Annotated in this window: 18 protein-coding genes; 8 read left to right on the top strand and 10 right to left on the bottom strand. The window is 63.6% G+C overall.

The features are described 5' to 3' along the window. The first annotated feature begins 1 nt into the window (after position 1). Positions 2 to 886, top strand: coding sequence for a metallophosphoesterase family protein (locus XH85_RS35620; RefSeq protein ID WP_128935629.1), 885 nt, complete (start codon positions 2 to 4; stop codon positions 884 to 886). Positions 887 to 990: 104 nt separating this feature from the next. On the opposite strand, the gene XH85_RS35625 is transcribed toward XH85_RS35620, so the two are convergent. The 3 genes from XH85_RS35625 to XH85_RS35635 form a co-directional block, all read right to left on the bottom strand. Then, positions 991 to 1,545: a hypothetical protein gene (locus XH85_RS35625; protein ID WP_164939188.1), complete on the bottom strand. Its 555-nt coding sequence runs from the start codon at positions 1,543 to 1,545 to the stop codon at positions 991 to 993. Between the two features lie 183 nt (positions 1,546 to 1,728). Then, positions 1,729 to 1,938 (bottom strand): DUF4170 domain-containing protein, encoded by a 210-nt coding sequence (locus tag XH85_RS35630; protein WP_128935631.1) that lies wholly within the window; start codon positions 1,936 to 1,938, stop codon positions 1,729 to 1,731. Between the two features lie 30 nt (positions 1,939 to 1,968). Then, a complete protein-coding gene (locus XH85_RS35635) occupies positions 1,969 to 3,600 on the bottom strand; it encodes an isocitrate lyase (protein WP_128935632.1) in 1,632 nt (543 codons plus the stop codon). A 227-nt stretch (positions 3,601 to 3,827) separates the two neighbouring features. Between XH85_RS35635 and XH85_RS35640 the strand changes: the two genes are divergently transcribed. Continuing rightward, a complete protein-coding gene (locus XH85_RS35640) occupies positions 3,828 to 5,273 on the top strand; it encodes a helix-turn-helix domain-containing protein (protein WP_128935633.1) in 1,446 nt (481 codons plus the stop codon). Between the two features lie 136 nt (positions 5,274 to 5,409). Here the strand turns inward: XH85_RS35640 and XH85_RS45540 are convergent, their stop codons facing one another. Then, a complete protein-coding gene (locus tag XH85_RS45540) occupies positions 5,410 to 5,703 on the bottom strand; it encodes an antibiotic biosynthesis monooxygenase (RefSeq protein WP_018648871.1) in 294 nt (97 codons plus the stop codon). Between the two features lie 230 nt (positions 5,704 to 5,933). Between XH85_RS45540 and XH85_RS35650 the strand changes: the two genes are divergently transcribed. Both XH85_RS35650 and XH85_RS35655 read left to right on the top strand, forming a co-directional pair. Continuing rightward, a complete protein-coding gene (locus tag XH85_RS35650; RefSeq protein ID WP_128935635.1) occupies positions 5,934 to 6,740 on the top strand; it encodes a hypothetical protein in 807 nt (268 codons plus the stop codon). Between the two features lie 173 nt (positions 6,741 to 6,913). Next, entirely contained in the window at positions 6,914 to 7,270 is a 357-nt protein-coding gene (locus XH85_RS35655; protein WP_091898092.1) for a hypothetical protein, read from the top strand. A 67-nt stretch (positions 7,271 to 7,337) separates the two neighbouring features. Here XH85_RS35655 and XH85_RS35660 read toward each other — a convergent pair whose 3' ends face one another. Then, positions 7,338 to 7,979: a tetratricopeptide repeat protein gene (locus XH85_RS35660; protein ID WP_128935636.1), complete on the bottom strand. Its 642-nt coding sequence runs from the start codon at positions 7,977 to 7,979 to the stop codon at positions 7,338 to 7,340. A 137-nt stretch (positions 7,980 to 8,116) separates the two neighbouring features. Continuing rightward, entirely contained in the window at positions 8,117 to 9,052 is a 936-nt protein-coding gene (htpX, locus tag XH85_RS35665; RefSeq protein WP_128935637.1) for a zinc metalloprotease HtpX, read from the bottom strand. A gap of 229 nt (positions 9,053 to 9,281) precedes the next feature. Between htpX and XH85_RS35670 the strand changes: the two genes are divergently transcribed. The 3 genes from XH85_RS35670 to XH85_RS35680 all read left to right on the top strand — a co-directional run bounded on the left by XH85_RS35670 (position 9,282) and on the right by XH85_RS35680 (position 12,592). Further along, positions 9,282 to 10,577 (top strand): lytic murein transglycosylase, encoded by a 1,296-nt coding sequence (locus XH85_RS35670; protein WP_128935638.1) that lies wholly within the window; start codon positions 9,282 to 9,284, stop codon positions 10,575 to 10,577. A 232-nt stretch (positions 10,578 to 10,809) separates the two neighbouring features. After that, positions 10,810 to 11,313 carry a DUF1993 domain-containing protein gene (locus XH85_RS35675; RefSeq protein WP_128935639.1) on the top strand — a complete coding sequence of 168 codons (504 nt, stop codon included), beginning with the start codon at positions 10,810 to 10,812 and terminating at the stop codon, positions 11,311 to 11,313. A 178-nt stretch (positions 11,314 to 11,491) separates the two neighbouring features. After that, on the top strand, positions 11,492 to 12,592 hold the full coding sequence (locus tag XH85_RS35680) for an alkene reductase (RefSeq protein WP_128935640.1): 1,101 nt from the start codon (positions 11,492 to 11,494) through the stop codon (positions 12,590 to 12,592). Between the two features lie 366 nt (positions 12,593 to 12,958). Here XH85_RS35680 and XH85_RS35685 read toward each other — a convergent pair whose 3' ends face one another. Further along, positions 12,959 to 14,002, bottom strand: a complete 1,044-nt coding sequence (locus XH85_RS35685) for an aromatic ring-hydroxylating dioxygenase subunit alpha (RefSeq protein WP_128935641.1) — start codon at positions 14,000 to 14,002, stop codon at positions 12,959 to 12,961. Between the two features lie 9 nt (positions 14,003 to 14,011). Then, a complete protein-coding gene (locus XH85_RS35690) occupies positions 14,012 to 15,208 on the bottom strand; it encodes an ABC transporter substrate-binding protein (RefSeq protein WP_420837923.1) in 1,197 nt (398 codons plus the stop codon). A 160-nt stretch (positions 15,209 to 15,368) separates the two neighbouring features. Here XH85_RS35690 and XH85_RS35695 point away from each other — a divergent pair, with 160 nt between their 5' ends. Beyond that, positions 15,369 to 16,076: a TetR/AcrR family transcriptional regulator gene (locus tag XH85_RS35695; protein WP_128935643.1), complete on the top strand. Its 708-nt coding sequence runs from the start codon at positions 15,369 to 15,371 to the stop codon at positions 16,074 to 16,076. Between the two features lie 184 nt (positions 16,077 to 16,260). Here XH85_RS35695 and XH85_RS35705 read toward each other — a convergent pair whose 3' ends face one another. After that, complete coding sequence (locus XH85_RS35705) at positions 16,261 to 18,003, bottom strand: ABC transporter substrate-binding protein (RefSeq protein WP_164934424.1); 1,743 nt, start codon at positions 18,001 to 18,003, stop codon at positions 16,261 to 16,263. A gap of 130 nt (positions 18,004 to 18,133) precedes the next feature. Continuing rightward, positions 18,134 to 18,463 (bottom strand): DUF2160 domain-containing protein, encoded by a 330-nt coding sequence (locus tag XH85_RS35710; RefSeq protein ID WP_128935646.1) that lies wholly within the window; start codon positions 18,461 to 18,463, stop codon positions 18,134 to 18,136. Between the last annotated feature and the right edge of the window lie 4 nt (positions 18,464 to 18,467).

Raw genomic sequence — 18,467 nt, forward strand, 5'->3', positions numbered from 1 at the left:
CATGGCCCCCTTCACGCTCGCCCATCTGTCCGATCCGCATCTGCCGCCACTGCCGGAGCCGCGGCTGATCGAGCTCGCCGGCAAGCGCGCGCTCGGTTACGTCAACTGGACGCGCAATCGGCACAAATACCAGCGCCGTGAGGTGCTCGACGCGCTGGTTGCCGACATGAAGGCGCAGGCGCCCGACCACATCGCGGTAACGGGCGATCTCGTCAACCTCGCGCTGGAAGCCGAATTCGCGCCGGCCCTGGCCTGGCTCGAAAGCGTCGGCCCGCCCGACCGCGTCACCGCGATCCCCGGTAATCACGATGCCTATGTCAGCGCGACGCGTCATCGTTTCGGCGAGACGTTCCTGCACTACATCGCCGCGGACACGCCCGACACCGTGGCTTTCCCAGCCGTCCGTCGGCGTGGGCCGCTGGCGCTGATCAGCCTGTCGACGGCGGTGCCGACCCTGCCGCTGATGGCGACGGGCACGCTCGGGCGCGATCAGCTCGCGTCGCTCGAACAGGTTCTCGACCGGCTCGCCGCGGAAGACGTCTTCCGCGTGCTGCTGGTGCACCACCCACTGAAATCCGTCGCGCGCCAGAAGCGGATGACGGACGCGGCCGAGCTGCTGGCACTGTTGAAACGCCACGGCGTCGAGTTGATCCTGCACGGCCACGACCACATTCATTCGACGATGTGGTTCGAGGGCCCGAACGGCAACATCCCTGCGGTCGGCGTGCCCTCCGCCTCCGCGCTCGCGCACGGACGCTACCCGGCGGCGGCGTATAATCTGTTCACGATCGAGAAGGACAATGCCGGCTGGCGTTGCGAGCAGACGGTGCGGAGCCTGGGGGCTGGATTCCAGATCGGACAGATCAAGCATACGCGGTTGATTTAGTTCACTGTCATTGGAGCGCAGCGAAGCAATCCAGAGTCCCTCCGCGGAAAGATTCCTGGATTGCTTCGTCGCAAGGGCTCCTCGCAATGACGACGGAGGGAGCCTCACCAGCTCCGCAGCGCCGCCAGCACGGCGACGCCAAACAAGGCGGCGGCGCCGAGGATGAAGCCAAACACGAACGGCCACAGGCGCGAGCGGCGCGGCGGCTCGGTGGCCGGTGCCTGCGGTTCGGGCGGGACCACCATCGCATGCTCGCGCTCGATCATGCGACGCGCGACATAGTCGGTGACGGCCTCGACGATAACAGCGGTGTCGTGCGATTCGGCGAGCACGATGCGGCCGAAGCGGGTGTCCTGGACGAAGCGGTACAGCCGCTTGTCACGTCCCATCATGATATGGGCGACGACGTCGATCCAGAGCCTGGGCGTATCGCCCTGGCTGATGCCGCGGTCGAACAGGTCGATCTTATCAGGCACCTGCGCGAACAAGGGATCGAGCGCGTCGTTGAGGATTTCGAGCCGGGCCACCTCGGCGTCCCTGAGATCGACGACCACGCCGGTCCGGTCGGCGGCCTCGATCCGGGCGCGCAACAGCGCATCGCGCAGCCGCACCGGGCGCGGCTGGCTGGGATGGATTCCGCTGGTTTCGGGCTCTGACATTGTCGGCCTCGTCCTCAAACACCATGGTTAACCTATCAGCAACCACAGCGTCCGCAAAGGGCCCACAATTCCAGATACTTACGGCACCCACAAACGTTTCACCCGTGCCAAAAACAGACGATCCCACCCAGGCAGGGCCTGGATGGGACCATCCGTCCTTGGACGTCTTCTTAGTTCAGTGCGTCAGGCCGGGACCCGCGACGGCTCTTCCACGATGGAGAAGCGGACGCCGGCCTTGTGGCGGCTCTCCTCCGACACCTCGCGCCAGCAGTCCTCGGCTTCCTTGCGGGTCTTGAACGGACCTTTGACCTGGGCCGAGCCTTCCACGAGCTTGTGGAAGTTCATCGAACCGAACTCGCCCCCGATCACCCAGAAATTGCTGCCTGTGGTCATTGTCAGTCTCCTGTCGAAGTGCCTGATGCGTTAGCCGAACTGGTTCATCGTGTTGTGGACGCCACCCGCCTTCAGGGCAGCTTCGCCGGCGAAGTACTCCTTGTGGTCGTCGCCGATGTCGGAGCCGGCCATGTTCTGATGCTTCACGCAGGCGATGCCCTGACGGATCTCGGCGCGCTGGACGTTCTTGACGTAACCGAGCATGCCCTGCTCGCCGAAATACTCGCGTGCGAGATTGTCGGTCGAGAGCGCCGCCGTGTGATAGGTCGGCAACGTGATCAGATGGTGGAAGATGCCGGCACGCTTGGCCGAATCCGCCTGGAAGGTGCGGATGCGCTCGTCGGCTTCCTTCGCCAGCGGCGTGTCGTCATACTCCGCCTTCATCAGCTCGGCGCGGTTGTACTGGCTGACGTCCTTGCCGGCTTCCTTCATCGCATCGTAGACCTGCCAACGGAAGTTGAGCGTCCAGTTGAACGACGGCGAGTTGTTGTAGGCCAGCTTCGCATTCGGAACGACCTTGCGGATGCGGTCGACCATCTTGGCGATCTGCTCGATATGCGGCTTCTCGGTCTCGATCCAGAGCAGGTCGGCGCCGTTCTGGAGCGAGGTGATGCAGTCCAGCACGCAGCGGTCTTCGCCGGTGCCGGGGCGGAACTGGTAGAGGTTGGAAGGCAGCCGCTTCGGACGCATCATCTTGCCGTTGCGGTTGATGATGACGTCGCCATTCTTGGCGTTCTCCGCCGTCACTTCCTCGCAATCCAGGAAGCTGTTGTACTGGTCGCCGATGTCGCCGGGCTTGTGGCTGACGGCGATCTGCTGCGTCAGGCCGGCGCCGAGCGAGTCGGTGCGGGTCACGACGACGCCGTCTTCGACGCCGAGCTCGAGGAAGGCGTGGCGGCAGGCCCGGATCTTCGCGAGGAAGACGTCATGCGGCACGGTGACCTTGCCGTCCTGATGGCCGCACTGCTTCTCGTCTGAGACCTGGTTCTCGATCTGAAGCGCGCAGGCGCCCGCTTCGATCATCTTCTTGGCGAGCAGATAGGTCGCCTCCGCGTTGCCGAAGCCGGCATCGATGTCGGCGATGACGGGCACGACGTGGGTCTGGAAGTTGTCGATCTTACCGATCAGCTCCTTCTCCCTGACCTTGTCGCCTTCCTTGCGCGCCTTGTCGAGCGCGCGGAAGATGTCGTTGAGCTCGCGGGAATCCGCCTGACGCAGGAAGGTGTACAGCTCCTCGATCAGCGCGGGCACCGAGGTCTTCTCGTGCATCGATTGGTCGGGCAGCGGGCCGAATTCGGAGCGCAGCGCGGCGATCATCCAGCCCGAGAGATACAGGTAGGTGCGATCGGTCTTGCCAAAGTGCTTCTTGACCGAGATCAGCTTCTGCTGGGCGATGAAGCCGTGCCAGCAGCCCAGCGACTGGGTGTACTTGGTGGGGTCGCCGTCATAGGCGGCCATGTCGGCCCGCATCAAGGCCGCGGTGTAGCGGGCGACGTCGAGGCCGGTCTTGAAGCGGTTCTGCAGGCGCATGCGTGCGACGGCCTCGGCCGTCACCCCGTTCCAGGTCGGCTGGGTCTTAAGAAGCGTCTGAGCCGCCTCGACCTCGCTCTGATACGAAGCCGGGCGCAGGAGGGGGCTGATGCCGCGGGGCTGATAATTCATGGCCTGATCCTTTTCGCTGACGACGACCGTTTTGCCATCGACATTTTTGACAGTGCATTGCGAAATGCGTGTCAGGAGCTAAACGCGAAAACGGAAACTTCGTACAGGTGCCTTGTTTTTTATTGGTGATGTCATGTAACATCGGAACATGTAATAGATGTTATTTTGTAAATTCTGTTAAAAATTTAGGTCAATGAGACTGTCCTTGATGCACACGGAGACCTGAAATGGCCGCCGATTCCGGCAAGAAACTCTTCGTCGGTCCGCGCTTCCGGCGGATCCGGCAGCAGTTGGGGCTGTCGCAGACCCAGATCGCCGAAGGGCTCTCGATCTCGCCGAGCTATGTCAACCTGATCGAGCGAAACCAGCGCCCGGTGACGGCGCAGATCCTGCTGCGGCTGGCCGAGACCTATGACCTCGACCTGCGCGACCTCGCCACCGCCGACGAGGACCGCTTCTTTGCCGAGCTCAACGAGATCTTCTCCGATCCGTTGTTCCGCCAGATCGACGTTCCCAAGCAGGAGCTGCGCGACCTCGCCGAGCTCTGCCCGGGCGTGACCCATGCGCTGCAACGGCTCTATGCGGCCTATACCGAGGCACGTCAGGGCGAGACGCTGGCGGCGGCGCAAATGGCCGACCGCGACGTCGGCACGCGCTACGAGGCCAATCCGGTCGAGCGCGTGCGCGAGCTGATCGAGGCCAACCGCAACTATTTCCCGGAGCTGGAGCAGGCCGCGGAAACTCTTCGCGACGAGTTGAACGTGCCGGCCGAAGGGCTCTACGCGGCGCTGGCCGCGCGCTTGCGCGAAAAGCATTCGATCCAGACCCGCATCATGCCCGTCGACGTGATGCGCGAGACACTCCGGCGGTTCGACCGCCACCGCCGCCAGCTCCTGATCTCCGAGCTGGTCGACCCGCCCGGCCGCGCGTTCCAGCTCGCCTTCCAGCTGGGCCTAGGTGAATGCGCGCAGCATCTGGAGACCATCATCGGTCGATCCGGCCCGCTCGACGACGCGCCGCGGCGACTGTTCCGCATCACGCTCGGCAATTACTTTGCAGCCGCTGTCATGATGCCCTACCCGGCATTCCTCGCCGCGGCCGAGGCGCTCAATTACGACATCCACGTGCTGGCGCAACGCTTCAATTCCGGCTTCGAGCAGGTCTGCCATCGCCTTACGACATTGCAGCGGCCGAACGCGCGCGGCATTCCGTTCTTCCTGCTCCGTGTCGACAATGCCGGCAACGTCTCGAAGCGCTTCTCGTCAGGCACGTTCCCGTTCTCGAAATTCGGCGGCACCTGCCCCTTGTGGAACGTGCACTCGACCTTCGACACGCCGGACCGCCTCCTCAAGCAGGTGATCGAGCTTCCCGACGGCACGCGCTATTTCTCGATCGCGCAGATGGTGCGCCGCCCGGTCGCGCCGCATCCGCTGCCACAGCCGCGCTTCGCCATCGGCCTCGGCTGCGAGATCCGTCACGCCGCGCGCCTGACCTACGCCGCGGGCATCGACCTGGAGAAGACCGAAGGCACGCCGATCGGCGTCAACTGCCGCCTCTGCGAGCGCGAAAACTGCGCCCAGCGCGCCGAGCCGCCGATCACGCGCACGCTGATCCTGGACGAGACGACGAGAAGGGTGAGTTCGTTTGCGTTTTCGAATGCACGGGAGTTGTGAGCGCGGCTGCTTCCACGTCATTGCGAGCGAAGCGAAGCAATCCAGACTGTCTCCGCGGTGACAGCCTGGATTGCTTCGTCGCCAGCGCAAAATTGCTTCGCAATTTTGTCGCGGGCTCCTCGCAATGACGAAGGGCCTACGCCAGCGTATGCACGATCACCGGCCCGGCCACGGCGCGGGCGTCGCCGGCGAGCAGCGGGCCGAGATCCTTCTCGATCCAGGCGATGGCGCGCTTGTTCGCCTCCTCGGCCTGCTCGAACTTGTCGAAGATCGAGATCGCGGTGACCGTGTCGTCGCCGGCATAGACGACGTAATAGGCGCGGAAACCTTCGACGTCGCTGATGATCGGAACGGCGCCGTCCTTGATGCGACGCGTCAGCTCTTCCGCACTCCCGCTTTTCGCCTTGGCCTGACGGATGGCGGCATACATGGCATCCTCCCCTTCCGGCTGTCTGGACTTTCGGGCCTGGTGCCCGGAGCGGATGTTACGCCGAAGCGCGCCGCCAATCCACGCTTGGTTAACCCCGCCCTAATCCGCCTCCACGATCTGCAACCAAGGATTAAGCACGCCTCAACATCGGTGCCTTAGTCTTGCCCCACTCACTTTTCGCAAACAACGGTGGCCTATCCTGCCGGCGAAGTGAGATCAGGGGGTTCATCATGCGCATTGCGTTGTTGCTGACCGCAACCATCGTCGCCGCGCTCTTCGCCAATCCATCCATTGCCGGATCGCCCGATGCGTCCACTGACGCAGCGCAGCCGCTGCCGCCGGGCTTCCAGAGCTACCGCGGCTACATGTTCGACCTGTCCGAGAATCGCGACCGCAAGGACGTCGACAAGCTCACCGACAATCTGAAGAGCCAGATCGACGTCGTCGAAGGCGTCGGCCTGTCGCCGCGCGTGCTGCGCTTCTTCCACACCGTTCCGATCGTCGCGAGCGAGCTGGCCTGCCTCGACGAAGGTGCCGCGACCGCGTGCTACGGCCGGGTCACGCCGGACATCCAGCGCAGCGCGCCCCGGACGCTGACGGTCTGGGACCCCGGCAAGCAGCGCTGGACCAATCCCAATGCCATCGACCTCGCGGTCGATTCGGGCCTCGGCGTGATCATGCTGCGGCCCGACATGATGCGTTACGAGAAGGAGGCCGTGCTGCTGCACGAGCTGCTGCACGCCTATCACGCGCGGCTGTTGCCGGACGGCTATGCCAACAAGGGCGTGATCGCCTACTATGCCCTGGCCAAGTCCAAGGACCTGCTGCCCAAGGAATCCTATGCGCTGAAGAATCCCATGGAGTTCTTTGCCGTGACCGCGAGCATCTTCCTCTCCGGAAAGAGCGAATTCCACGATCCGAAGTCGCGCGAGACGCTCAAGGAGAAGATGCCGGACTATTACAAATACCTGGTCGGCGTATTCGGTTTCGATCCCGACCCGGCAGCCTCGAGCGGTCCGGTCGCCTCGCTGAAGTGAGGCAGACGTCGCGCGTCGTGCGCCAGACCACATCAGAGCCGCGCGAAATGCGCGGCTTTTTTGTTTTGCCAGCCGGAAGCTGCGGATGACGCGCAGGCGGCAATTGCCAAGACAGGGCCCGATCTGCATAGTCCCGCCCGCATCGATACCGTTTTCGAAGGGGATAGAACAACATGGCGGACGCCGACCTGGATGTCGTGATCCGGCAACTGGCCAGACAGCTGCATACGGGCCTGATGACCCGCGCCAAGGAGCGGCGGGATCGCTTCAACGGCCTTGCGGCCAAGGCCAAGGGCAAAGAGACTAGCGACCGCTTCAAGATGATGGCCAAGGCCACCCTGGAGCAGGCCACCGCCGCCGCCAAGCGCCTGCAGATGTCCGCCGACAACGTCGCCGACAGTTACGCCCGCGCCATGCGCCTCGCCGCCAGCACGCCGGTTGCGGCCAAGGTGGAGAAGAAGGCGAAGGAAGAGAAGCCGGCGAAGAAGGCTGCCAAGGCGAAGAAGGCAAAAGCCAAGAAGGCGAAGTAAGGCGCGGAGCTCGCACTTCACCTCGCCCGCTTGCAGTCCGCTTGCGGGGAGAGGGAGAGAACTCCCATCACCTTCTCGGCCCGGCGAGCCGGGTCGGCTCGACATTCGAAAGCTCGGCGAGCTTGGCGCGCGCGGCTTCGCGGGTGCGCGCGTCCTTGCCGGGCGGCAGTGCCAGCGTGGCTTCGAAATCGGCACGTGCATCGTCTGTCTGGCCATGGGCGAGGAATGCGAAGCCCCGGTCGAGGCGGGCCTGCGCGTCCGAGGGATCGAGGCGGACCGCGGTGCTGTAGCTCAGGATGGCACGGTCGAGATCGCCCTTGGCGGCGAGCGCGAGACCGCGCTGGTGATAGGGCCCGGCGAGCTTGGGGTCATGCGCGATCGCCTCGTCATAATCCGCAATCGCAAGCTCGAGGTCGCCGTTCTGCCGGCGCGCCAGCGCCCGGTCGCGATAGAGTGAGGCGCGGTTGGGATTGAGGTGGATGGCCTCGTCGAAATCGGCGATCGCCCGCCTGAAGTCGCCGTGGCGCAGCGCGATCCGTCCGCGGCCCTCATAGGCGAAGGCGATCAGCGAGCCGCGCAGCGGCGAGAAGCCGATCACGGCCGAGCAGATGTCGGGATCGTCCTCGTCGCCGCAATTGACGACCATGTGCGTGGACAGCCCAATGAGCACGCACAGGACGATCAGCAATGGTACGGCAGCTCTGGTCATCTTCGACGCTGGCCGGCTGAGGTCCGGCCACGCATCCCCTTTCGAAGCAATGGTCTCGCTGGGGTGTTAACACCGGCGCCGGGGAATTTGTGTGCGCCAGGTCACAAAGCCTGGCGCAAATTCCAGCCGGTTCCGCGTCAGCCCCAAGGACCACGTGAAGGAGAGGAGCGGCCCCATGGGCTTCGCGGCGGATAGTTCTCGTTGGCGCCGACCGACGGCGACTGCGCGCCGAGCTCGGCCGCGAGCTGTTGAAGCGCCGCGATGCGGTTCTGGGTCGAGGGATGGGTGGCGAACAGATTGTCGACGCCGTGGCCCGACAGTGGATTGATGATGAACATGTGCGCGGTTGCGGGGTTTCGCTCCGCTTCCAAGTTCGGCACCTGATGCGCGGCGCCCTCGATCTTCACCAGCGCGGACGCCAGCCACATCGGCTGTCCCGCAATGCGCGCGCCGAGATTGTCGGCGGCATATTCGCGCGTGCGGCTGATCGCCATCTGCACCAGCATGGCGCCGAGCGGGGCGAGGATCATCATCAGGATCGAGCCGACGATGCCCAGACCATTGTTGTTGTCGCGATTGCCGCCGAAGAACATGCCGAACTGCGCCAGCATGGAGATCGCGCCGGCGATGGTCGCGGTAACAGTCATCAGAAGCGTGTCGTGATTCTTGATATGCGCGAGCTCATGCGCGATCACGCCGGCGAGCTCCTCGCGGCTGAGCTGGTTCATCAGGCCCGTGGTGACGGCAACCGCGGCGTTCTCGGGGTTGCGTCCGGTCGCGAACGCGTTGGGCTGCGGCTCGTCCATCAGGAACACGCGCGGCATCGGCAAGCCGGCGCGGCCGGCAAGCTCGGCGACGAGACCGACCAGCTCCGGCGCGCTGGCACGATCGACCTCGTGGGCGCCGTACATCGAGAGCACCATGCGATCGGAGTTCCAGTAGGTGAAGAGATTGGTCGCGGCGGCAATGACGAGCGCGATCATGGCGCCCGAGGCACCGCCGATCAGATAGCCCACGCCCATGAACAGGGCAGTGAGGCCTGCGAGCAGCATTGCGGTACGAAGATAGTTCATGGCCGTCTCCTGGCGCGGCCGCGCCGCTGGAGGCATTGCAGGCCGGCAAGCCTGAGGTAGGGATGACCCCGGCCCGGGTGCAAGGTTTCAAGGTGCGTCGCGGGGCCGCGGCTATTGTGGGAAGAGGTCATTCGGGGTCACCCAATGGGCCCGGACTGACGAAGGGAATGGCTCGGCCGCTTTCATTCCTTTAGACTGCGGCAGATTCCTCCTCCCCTCCGGAAACCTCATGCTCCTGACCCGATGTGCGATCGCGACCATTGCTCTCGTCGCGTGCTCCTTTGCTGCCTCCGCCCAGTTCGCGCCAACGCCCGCCAAGCCCGTGGCGCCGAAGGCGCCCTCGCCGCGCGCGGCATCGTGCCACAATGGCGCGAGCTTCGATCGCTTCCTGGCCGACGTGAAGCAACAGGCGGTGGCCGCCGGCGTGTCGCAGCGCACGATCGCGGAAGCCTCGCCGTATCTCGTCTATGACCAGGGCATCGTCAATCGTGACCGCGGCCAGCGCGTGTTCGGTCAGCTCTTCACCGAATTTGCCGGCCGCATGGCCGCACCCTACCGCATGCAGAACGGACAGCAGCACATCAAGCAATACGCGGCCGCATTCGCGCGCGCCGAGAAGGAATATGGCGTACCGCCGGCCGTGATCGCCGCCTTCTGGGGGCTGGAGAGCGACTTCGGCGCCAACATGGGCAATCTGCCGACGCTGAAATCGCTGGTGTCGCTCGCCTATGACTGTCGCCGCTCCGAGATGTTCGTGAACGAGACCATCGCCGCACTGAAGATCATCGACCGCGGCGATTTGAACCCCGAGGAGATGATCGGCTCCTGGGCCGGCGAGCTCGGACAGACGCAATTCCTGCCCGTGCATTATGTCAACTACGCGGTCGATTATGACGGCGACGGGCGGCGCGACCTGCTGCGCTCGGGACCCGACGTGATCGGCTCGACCGCGAATTACATCGCCAATGGATTGAAATGGCGGCGCGGCGAGCCGTGGTTGGAAGAGATCAAGGTGCCGCAAAACCTGCCGTGGGATAAGACCGATCTCACGGTGCGAGAGCCGCGTTCGACATGGGCCCAGCTCGGGGTGACCTATCCCGACGGCCGGCCGCTGCCGAATGACAATCTCGCGGGGTCCGTGCTGCTGCCGATGGGGCGCTTTGGGCCGGCTTTCATAGCGTATGCGAATTTCGCGGCTTACACCGAGTGGAATAACTCGCTGATCTATTCGACCACCGCGGGCTATCTCGCCTCGCGCATCGCTGGCGCCCCGCCAATGCGCAAGCCAATGACGCCGGTGGCGCAGCTGCCATTCAACGAGCTCAAGGAATTGCAGCAATTGCTGGTACGTGCCGGCTTCAATGTCGGCAAGGTCGACGGCGTGCTGGGCCAGCAGAGCCGCGCCGCGGTGAAGGCGATGCAGATCAAATACGGCCTGCCGGCCGATTCCTGGCCGACCGCGGAGCTCTTGGCGCGCATGCGCGGCGGCACGGCGCAGGCGCAGCCAGCGAGCGTGTTACGATAGCGGTCCATCCGCTGTCATGCCCCGCGAAAGCGGGCATCCAGTACGCCGCAGCCCATCGGTTCAGCCACAGCCGTCTCGGCGTACTGGATCGCCCGGTCAAGCCGGGCGATGACGGTGTGAGAGAATTTTCGCATCGCACAAGCCGCTTCCGCGATTGTATTTTTCCATGACGTTCCCATGTGAGTGGCTCAGGTTTTCTCCTGAGGTTTCCCACCATCACAGCGAGCATCACATGTCCTTCTACGACGCCGTCGTCCCCGCCTATTTGCAAATGCTGAATAGCCTCACCGGCCTGCTCACCAAGGCGGAGGCGCATTGCGCGGCCAAAAAGATCGACCCCGGCGTCCTGCTCGGGTCCCGCCTCTTCCCGGACATGCTGCCGCTGTCGAAGCAGATCCAGCTCGTCAGCGATTTCGCCACCAAGGGCTGCGCGCGGCTGACCCACAGCGACGTGCCGTCGACGCCCGACACGGAGACCAGCTTCGCGGAATTGAAGCAGCGGCTGGCGAAGACGATCGACTATGTGAAGTCGTTCAAGCCCGAGCAGTTCGAAGGTGCCGACGTCAAGGACGTCACCTTCCCGGCCGGTCCGGACAAATCCATCACCATGAAGGGCCAGCAATTCCTGAGCGCGTTCTCGCTGCCCAACTTCTATTTCCATGCCACGACCGCCCACGGCATTTTGCGCCACAACGGGGTCGAGATCGGCAAACGCGATTTCCTCGGCGCGAACTGATTTGCCAAATCGCACGGCCGCGTAGCGGAATTTCCCTGCCGCGGCCGAAATTGCACATGAATCATGCTACGCGGCCTTGCCGCGTAGCTCGCCTGCAGTTTGAGTATGGCTCGGCCCTTGCGCCTGATGTCGCGATGCACAAGTGTTCGTGACCTCTCATTGCCTGGAAACATTCCCCATGAGCCGTCCGACCAAATTGTTTGAGACCTACAAGCTCGGCCCGATCACGCTGGCCAACCGCCTGGTGATGGCGCCGCTGACGCGCAACCGTGCCGCGCCCGGCACGTTCCTGCCCAGCCCTCTCGCCGCCGATTATTACAGCCAGCGCGCCTCCGCAGGGCTTCTGATTACCGAAGCGAGCCAGGTCTCGCAGCAAGGTCAGGGCTACCAGGACACGCCCGGCATCTACTCCAAGGACCAGGTCGCCGGCTGGCGCAAGGTCACCGATCGCGTGCATGAGCGCGGCGGCAAGATCTTCATCCAGCTCTGGCATGTCGGCCGCATCTCGCATGTCGATCTCCAGGCGAATGGCGCAGCCCCGGTGGCGCCGAGCGCGATCCGCGCCAAAGGCAAGACATTCGTGAACGGCACCTTCGCCGACGTCTCGGAGCCGCGGGCGCTCGAGGTCTCCGAAATTCCGGGGATCATCGACGACTTCAAGCGTGCGACGAAGAATGCGCTCGAGGCCGGTTTCGACGGCGTCGAGATCCACGGCGCCAACGGCTATCTGCTCGACCAGTTCGCCCGGGACGGCGCCAACAAGCGCACCGATGCCTATGGCGGCTCGATCGAGAACCGCGCGCGGCTGATGCTCGAGGTCTCCAAGGCGGTTGCAACTGAGGCCGGCGCCGACCGCACCGGCATCCGCATCTCGCCGGTTACGCCGGCCAACGACCTCTCCGACTCCAACCCACAAGCCTTGTTCGATCACATCGTCGACGGTCTCAGCGCGCTCAAGCTGGTCTATCTCCACGTGGTCGAGGGCGCCACCGGCGGTCCGCGCGACATCGCGCCGTTCGACTATGCATCCTTGCGCAAGCGCTTTGCCGGCGCCTACGTCGCCAACAACGGCTACGATTTCGATCTCGCCACCAAGGTGCTGGACGCGGACGCTGCCGACCTGATCGCCTTCGGCAAGCCCTTCATCTCCAACCCCGACCTGGTCGAGCGGCTGAAGCAGGGCGTAGGCCTGAACGATTGGGACAAGGCCACATTCTACGGCGGCGGCGCCAAGGGGTACACGGATTACCCGACGCTGGCGGCCGAGCCGGCGGAGTAAGGCGCATACGCTGTCATGCCCCGCCACCGGGTCTCGCCTCCGGCGAGCCCGATGGCGGGCTCCGGCGGGACATCCAGTACGCCGCATCTTCTCGATTCAATCACGACCGTCTCTGGAATACTGGATCGCCCGCCTTCGCGGGCGATGACACCGAATGTGTGGGACGCTTGTGCCACAAGCTCGTCATTGCGAGGAGTTCGCGACAAAATTGCGAAGCAATTTTGCGCTGGCGATGAAGCAATCCAGACTGGCTCCGCGGAAAGACTCTGGATTGCTTCGCTGCGCTCGCAATGACGGCGCGGTTGCAGGGTGCGCTCACCAACAAAGAAGGTCGGGGTTGCACCCGGCCTGTACCTGCCGGCAGACTCACGCCAATGCGCGTGTCTCAGTTTCTGCAGTCACCATGCGTTCCACGATGCGACGCATGCGCTGCGGGGCGGCATCGATGGCGAGGCGGATGGTCTTGGCATTGGGGCGCGCCTGCACGACCTCCTCGATGCGCTCCAGAATCTCCTTGTCCTCGTTAAAGGCGATACGGAAATCGGCGTGCAGGCGCTGATCGACATCGGCATCGTCAAGCGCAAAATTGCGCACATGAAGCCAGTGATCGATGCAGATGTGATCGTCGACCGGCGTGATGAAGTGGCATGCGAAGATGCGCAATCCCTTCCCTCGGTCCGTGGCATCGACGATCTTGCCGGCGTCCGCGCTGCCGAAATCGATCACTGCGATACAAGGCGCAATATAGTCGTAATAGTGCCAGCGATCGACATTGCCGGCGAAATTGCCGTACTTGGCGAACAGCGGGATCGGCGGCGCGTTCCTGATCCACCGCCACACCAGCACGCCATCCTCGGAAAAAGTGTGCTCGACCGGAATGTCTTCGCTGGCCGAATTGCCGAGCGTCGACAGGTGGACGAAGCTGACATGCGCGGGATCGCAGAGATTGTCGGCGAGGTTGAGATAGTTGGTTTCGATTCGAAGAGCGTCTCCTTCCGCCGCATGCCAGTCGTTCTGACCGTATTGCGGCAGATCATAAATCCGCGACGGGTCGGCGAGCGCGGGATCGCCGGGCCAGATCCAGACCAGTCCCATCTTCTCCCTGAGCGGATAGGACGACACCCGTGCATTCGGCGGGATCATCGGCTGACCCGGAATCCGGACACAGCGCCCGTTGGCCCCAAATGTCATTCCGTGATAGCCGCACTCGATTGCATCGCCCTTGAGCTTGCCCATCGACAGCGGCGCCAATCGATGTGGACATGCGTCGTCGAGCGCAACGACGCCACCCGCTTCGCTGCGGTAGACGACAAGGTCCATGCCGAGAATGCGGTGGCGCGACAGCGTGCGCGTGATGTTGCGCGACCATGTCAGCGGGTACCAGGTATTGCGGGGAGCGAGCAGGTTCATGCGGCACCTCTAGTTCTTGAGCTTGGCCATCACCTCGGCGTCGGCGGGCTGGTAGTCGGCGCCGTCGACATAGCGCCAGTCGGTCATCACGCCCTGGCCGTCCCGTACTGCGAGCCTGCCGACATAGACGCCCATGGTGGATTGATGGTCGATCGCACGGAAGGCGATCGGCCCCACCGGCGTGTCGACCTTCAGATGCTCCATCGCCTTGATCAGATCATCGGTCTTGGTGGAGCCGGCCATCTCGATCGCCTTCGCGAGAACCAGCGTGTTGGTGTAGCCGATGAGTGCGCCGATGTTGGGCGGCTCCTTGAATCGAGCGATATAGGCCTTCAAGAACGAGTCATGCTGAGGCGTCTTGATCTCGCTCCAGGGATATCCGGTCACGATCCAGCCGGGCGGCGCCTCATCTTTCAGCGGTGCCAGATATTCCGGCTCGCCGGAGAGAATGCTTACCACGGCGCGGTTCGCGAACGCATTTCGGGTCGATCCCTCGCGCACGAGCTTGACAAGGTCCGATCCGAACGTCGCATTGAAGATGGCATCCGGGTTCTCCCCCGTCATTGCCTGCACGACGGCACCGGCATCGATCTTGCCGAGCGGCGGCCATTGTTCGGAGACGAATTCGACGTCGGGCTTCAATCGCTTCAGTTCGCGCTTGAAGCTCGCTACCGCCGCCTGACCGAACTCGTAGTTCGGTGCAATCGTCGCCCAGCGCCGCGCGGGGAACTTGGCCGCCTCCTTTGCGAGGATGGACGCCTGGGTATACGTGCTCGGCCGCAGCCTGAACGTATAGCGATTGCCCTTCTCCCAGATGAGGGCGTCAGTCAGGGGCTGTGAGGCGAGGAAGAATGTCCGCTTCTGCTTGGCGAAATCGGCGACGGCGAGGCCGACATGGGAGAGGATCGTGCCCGTCAGGAGGTCGACCTGCTCACCGTCGACGAGCTGACCGGCTGCGGTGATGGCGACGTCCGGTTTGCCGGCGTCGTCACGGGCCATGATCTCGAGCTTGCGGCGGAGCACGCCGCCTTTGCCGTTGATCTCGTCGCGCGCGAGCTCCCAGCCCTGGCGATAGCCGCGGGTCCCCAGCGGGAGGGCCGAATAGCTTGAGATCTCTCCGATCCTGATCGGCGGCGGCTCTGCGGCCCGACCTGCGCCGCAGGCCACCGCCAGGACAAGTCCGACGAACTTCGCAATAGCCGAAATGCGCATATCAGCCTCCCGCCATTGGGACCAGCTTATGTATGTAGTACTTACTACATAGCGAATACCAAGAGCTAATGATTGTCAATGGCGAAGAAATCGGCGGGCTTGCCAAAAAAACGGCAAGCCCCATCCTGCTGGTTGTGATTCCCTGGGATACGCGATGCCCAACGATACAGAGCTGCCAGCCCGTACACTGGCCGGCCCGCGCCTCAAGCGGGCAGCCAAGCGGACAAAGGCTTCAACGGTTCGACGGACGCGAGCGCCCGATCAGACCCGCGAGGCCATTCTGCGTGCGGCCGTCGCCGAGTTCGCCCGCGAAGGCTATGGCGGCGCGCGGGTCGATCGCATCAGCAAGGCCGCCAAGAGCAACGACCGGATGCTCTATTATTACTTCAAGAGCAAGGAGAAGCTCTTTCATCAGGTCATCGAGCATTGCTATGCCGATCTGGTCGCGTCGGAAGAGGCGCTCGATCTCGACTTTTCCAGCCCGCGCCAGGCGCTGGCGGCACTCGTCGCCTTCAATTGGAACTACTATTGGGCCCACCCGGAGCTATTGAGCATTCTCGCTACGGAGAATCTCTTCAAGGGTCGTCACGTCAAGAACAACATCCGCCGCAGCTTCGCCAATACCCAACTGAGCATGCTGGAGCGCGTGCTCCAGAGCGGCATCGAGCGGCGTGAGTTCAGGCCGGACTGTGACCGCCTCCACCTTTATCTGTCGATCCTATCGCTGACCTATTTCTACCGCGCCAACCTCTATACGCTGTCGAGCTACATGCAGACCGACCTCGCCGATCAGGAGATGCGGAGGGCGTGGCTTGCACATGTGCAGGCCATGATCGAGGATCTGGTGAGACGGAAGGAGTGAAGGCGCGCGCTACAGGCTCGTCATGGCGAGCGCAGCGAAGCAAACCAGAATCCTTCCGCGGCGACAGTCTGGATTGCTTCGCTGCGCTCGCAATGACGGTGTGGAGACAGCGCGCCGAACTCCAGAAAAAGGAGAAAGGCCGGGATCGCTCCCGGCCTTTCGTGCTTGATGCCTTACGCGCCGCTTACTTCGCTTCCGCGCGCTTGGGCGGGGTGGCCGGCCACGACTTGATCAGCGTGTCGTAGTCGACCGTCTCGCCCTTCGGCTTCTCGTTGGCGAGCTTGCGCTGCGGCGCAATCGTGCCGTCCTTCTGGGCCTTGGCGAACCAGTATTCGGCCGACTCCTTCTTGTGCAGCTTCGGACCGCAGGCGCCCTGCACGCCGGACTTCTCCAGGCGCTCCATGACGGAGTCCTGGGCGGCCGCAAGGGCATCCATCGCGGCTTGCGGCGTCTTCGCACCGGACGACGCATCGCCGATGTTCTGCCACCAGAGCTGCGCGAGCTTCGGATAGTCGGGCACGTTGTTGCCGGTCGGGGTCCACTGCACGCGGGCGGGCGAACGGTAGAACTCGATCAGGCCGCCGAGCTTCGGCGCACGTTCCGTGAAGGACTTATCCCAGATGTCGGATTCACGGATGAAGGTGAGACCGACATGGCTCTTCTTCAGGCTCACCGACTTGGAGACGATGAACTGGAGATAGAGCCAGGCTGCCTTGCGGCGGTCCGCCGGGGTCGACTTCAGCAGCGTCGCGGAGCCGGCGTCCTGGTAGCCGAGCTTCATGCCTTCCTTCCAGTACGAGCCATGCGGCGACGGAGCCATGCGCCATTTTGGCGTACCGTCCGCGTTCACCACCGGCAGACCCGGCTTCACCATGTCGGCGGTGAAGGCGGTGTACCAAAACATCTGCTGGGCGATGTTGCCCTGCGCCGGCACCGGGCCCGCCTCCGAGAAGGTCATGCCCTGCGCCTGCGGCGGCGCGTACTTCTTCAGCCACTCGAGATACTTGGTGATCGAGTAGACCGCGGCCGGGCCGTTGGTGTCGCCACCACGCTCCACCGAGGAGCCGACCGGACGGCAGCCTTCCATACGGATGCCCCACTCGTCGACCGGCAGGCCGTTCGGAATGCCCTTGTCACCGTTGCCGGCCATCGACAGCCAGGCGTCGGTGAAACGCCATCCGAGCGAAGGGTCCTTCTTGCCATAATCCATATGGCCGTAGACCTTGACGCCGTTGATCTCCTTGATGTCGTTGGTGAAGAACTCGGCGATGTCCTCATAGGCGGACCAGTTCACGGGCACGCCGAGCTCGTAGCCATACTTGGCCTTGAACTTGGCCTTGTAGTCGGGATTGGTGAACCAGTCGTAGCGGAACCAGTAGAGGTTGGCGAACTGCTGGTCGGGAAGCTGATATAGCTTGCCGTCCGGCCCCGTGGTGAACGACTTGCCAATGAAGTCGTTGACGTCGAGCATGGGATCGGTGACGTCCTTGCCCTCGCCGGTCATGTAATCCGACAGCACGATGGTCTGGCCGTAGCGGAAGTGCGTGCCGATCAGGTCGGAATCGTTGATCCAGCCGTCATACACGTTCTTGCCCGACTGCATCTGGGTCTGGAGCTTCTCGACGACGTCACCTTCCTGGATGAGGTCGTGCTTGAGCTTGATGCCGGTGAGCTCGGAGAACGCCTTGGCCAGCGTCTGCGATTCATATTCGTGGGTCGTGATGGTCTCGGAGACGACGTTGATCTCCATGCCCTTGAAGGGTTCGGCGGCCTTGGCGAACCATTCCAGCTCCTTCTTCTGGTCTTCCTTCGACAGCGTCGAGGGTTGGAATTCCGCGATCCACTTCTGGATCACGGCGTCGTCGGCGGCGCGAACCGGCGCCGAGACAGCGAACGACACCGCAACAATCGCGGCGACGCTGGACATGGTCAGAAAGCTATTCTTGGTCAATGGACCTTTCCTTCTCCTAAACTGTCGCATGTTATTCCTCCGTTGCAGCGACAAACTTTTATACAGGCCCGGGTTGGTCCCGGATCTGGCCGTCCCTTCGCGAGCTTCAGACCGTGCGGAAAATGAGCACGGCCGTGGCCAGCGAAATTCCTGACGCGAGCCACAGGCTCGAGATCTCAAAACCCTCCTCACCGATCGGCAGCGTGGCGATCGCATCGGTGCCGACGAGGCCTATCCACACGAGGTGAATGACGGCGGCCGCGATCAGCGAGATGAACAGGCGGTCGCCGCGCGTGGTCGGAATGCTGAGTACGCCGACGCGCTCGGCCTCAGGATAGACCGCGGCAAGCCACGTCATCACGGCCAGCGTGCAGGCGAGCGCGGCGAAGAAGATCGCGGTCGGCAGCGTCCAGGCCATCCATGCGATTGATTCCATGGTC

Origin of the sequence: Bradyrhizobium zhanjiangense, from assembly GCF_004114935.1 — a bacterium.
Taxonomy (GTDB): Bacteria; Pseudomonadota; Alphaproteobacteria; order Rhizobiales; family Xanthobacteraceae; genus Bradyrhizobium; species Bradyrhizobium zhanjiangense.

Excerpts from the sequence above, each read along its gene's own strand:
- XH85_RS35625 (WP_164939188.1), bottom strand. The coding sequence starts at position 1,545 with ATGTCAGAGCCCGAAACCAGCGGAATCCATCCCAGCCAGCCGCGCCCG.
- XH85_RS35670 (WP_128935638.1), top strand. The coding sequence starts at position 9,282 with ATGCTCCTGACCCGATGTGCGATCGCGACCATTGCTCTCGTCGCGTGC.
- htpX (WP_128935637.1), bottom strand. The coding sequence starts at position 9,052 with ATGAACTATCTTCGTACCGCAATGCTGCTCGCAGGCCTCACTGCCCTG.
- XH85_RS35685 (WP_128935641.1), bottom strand. The coding sequence starts at position 14,002 with ATGAACCTGCTCGCTCCCCGCAATACCTGGTACCCGCTGACATGGTCG.
- XH85_RS35660 (WP_128935636.1), bottom strand. The coding sequence starts at position 7,979 with ATGACCAGAGCTGCCGTACCATTGCTGATCGTCCTGTGCGTGCTCATT.
- XH85_RS35640 (WP_128935633.1), top strand. The coding sequence starts at position 3,828 with ATGGCCGCCGATTCCGGCAAGAAACTCTTCGTCGGTCCGCGCTTCCGG.
- XH85_RS35710 (WP_128935646.1), bottom strand. The coding sequence starts at position 18,463 with ATGGAATCAATCGCATGGATGGCCTGGACGCTGCCGACCGCGATCTTC.
- XH85_RS35680 (WP_128935640.1), top strand. The coding sequence starts at position 11,492 with ATGAGCCGTCCGACCAAATTGTTTGAGACCTACAAGCTCGGCCCGATC.
- XH85_RS35655 (WP_091898092.1), top strand. The coding sequence starts at position 6,914 with ATGGCGGACGCCGACCTGGATGTCGTGATCCGGCAACTGGCCAGACAG.
- XH85_RS35620 (WP_128935629.1), top strand. The coding sequence starts at position 2 with ATGGCCCCCTTCACGCTCGCCCATCTGTCCGATCCGCATCTGCCGCCA.
- XH85_RS35675 (WP_128935639.1), top strand. The coding sequence starts at position 10,810 with ATGTCCTTCTACGACGCCGTCGTCCCCGCCTATTTGCAAATGCTGAAT.
- XH85_RS35635 (WP_128935632.1), bottom strand. The coding sequence starts at position 3,600 with ATGAATTATCAGCCCCGCGGCATCAGCCCCCTCCTGCGCCCGGCTTCG.
- XH85_RS35705 (WP_164934424.1), bottom strand. The coding sequence starts at position 18,003 with ATGTCCAGCGTCGCCGCGATTGTTGCGGTGTCGTTCGCTGTCTCGGCG.
- XH85_RS35630 (WP_128935631.1), bottom strand. The coding sequence starts at position 1,938 with ATGACCACAGGCAGCAATTTCTGGGTGATCGGGGGCGAGTTCGGTTCG.
- XH85_RS35650 (WP_128935635.1), top strand. The coding sequence starts at position 5,934 with ATGCGCATTGCGTTGTTGCTGACCGCAACCATCGTCGCCGCGCTCTTC.
- XH85_RS45540 (WP_018648871.1), bottom strand. The coding sequence starts at position 5,703 with ATGTATGCCGCCATCCGTCAGGCCAAGGCGAAAAGCGGGAGTGCGGAA.
- XH85_RS35695 (WP_128935643.1), top strand. The coding sequence starts at position 15,369 with ATGCCCAACGATACAGAGCTGCCAGCCCGTACACTGGCCGGCCCGCGC.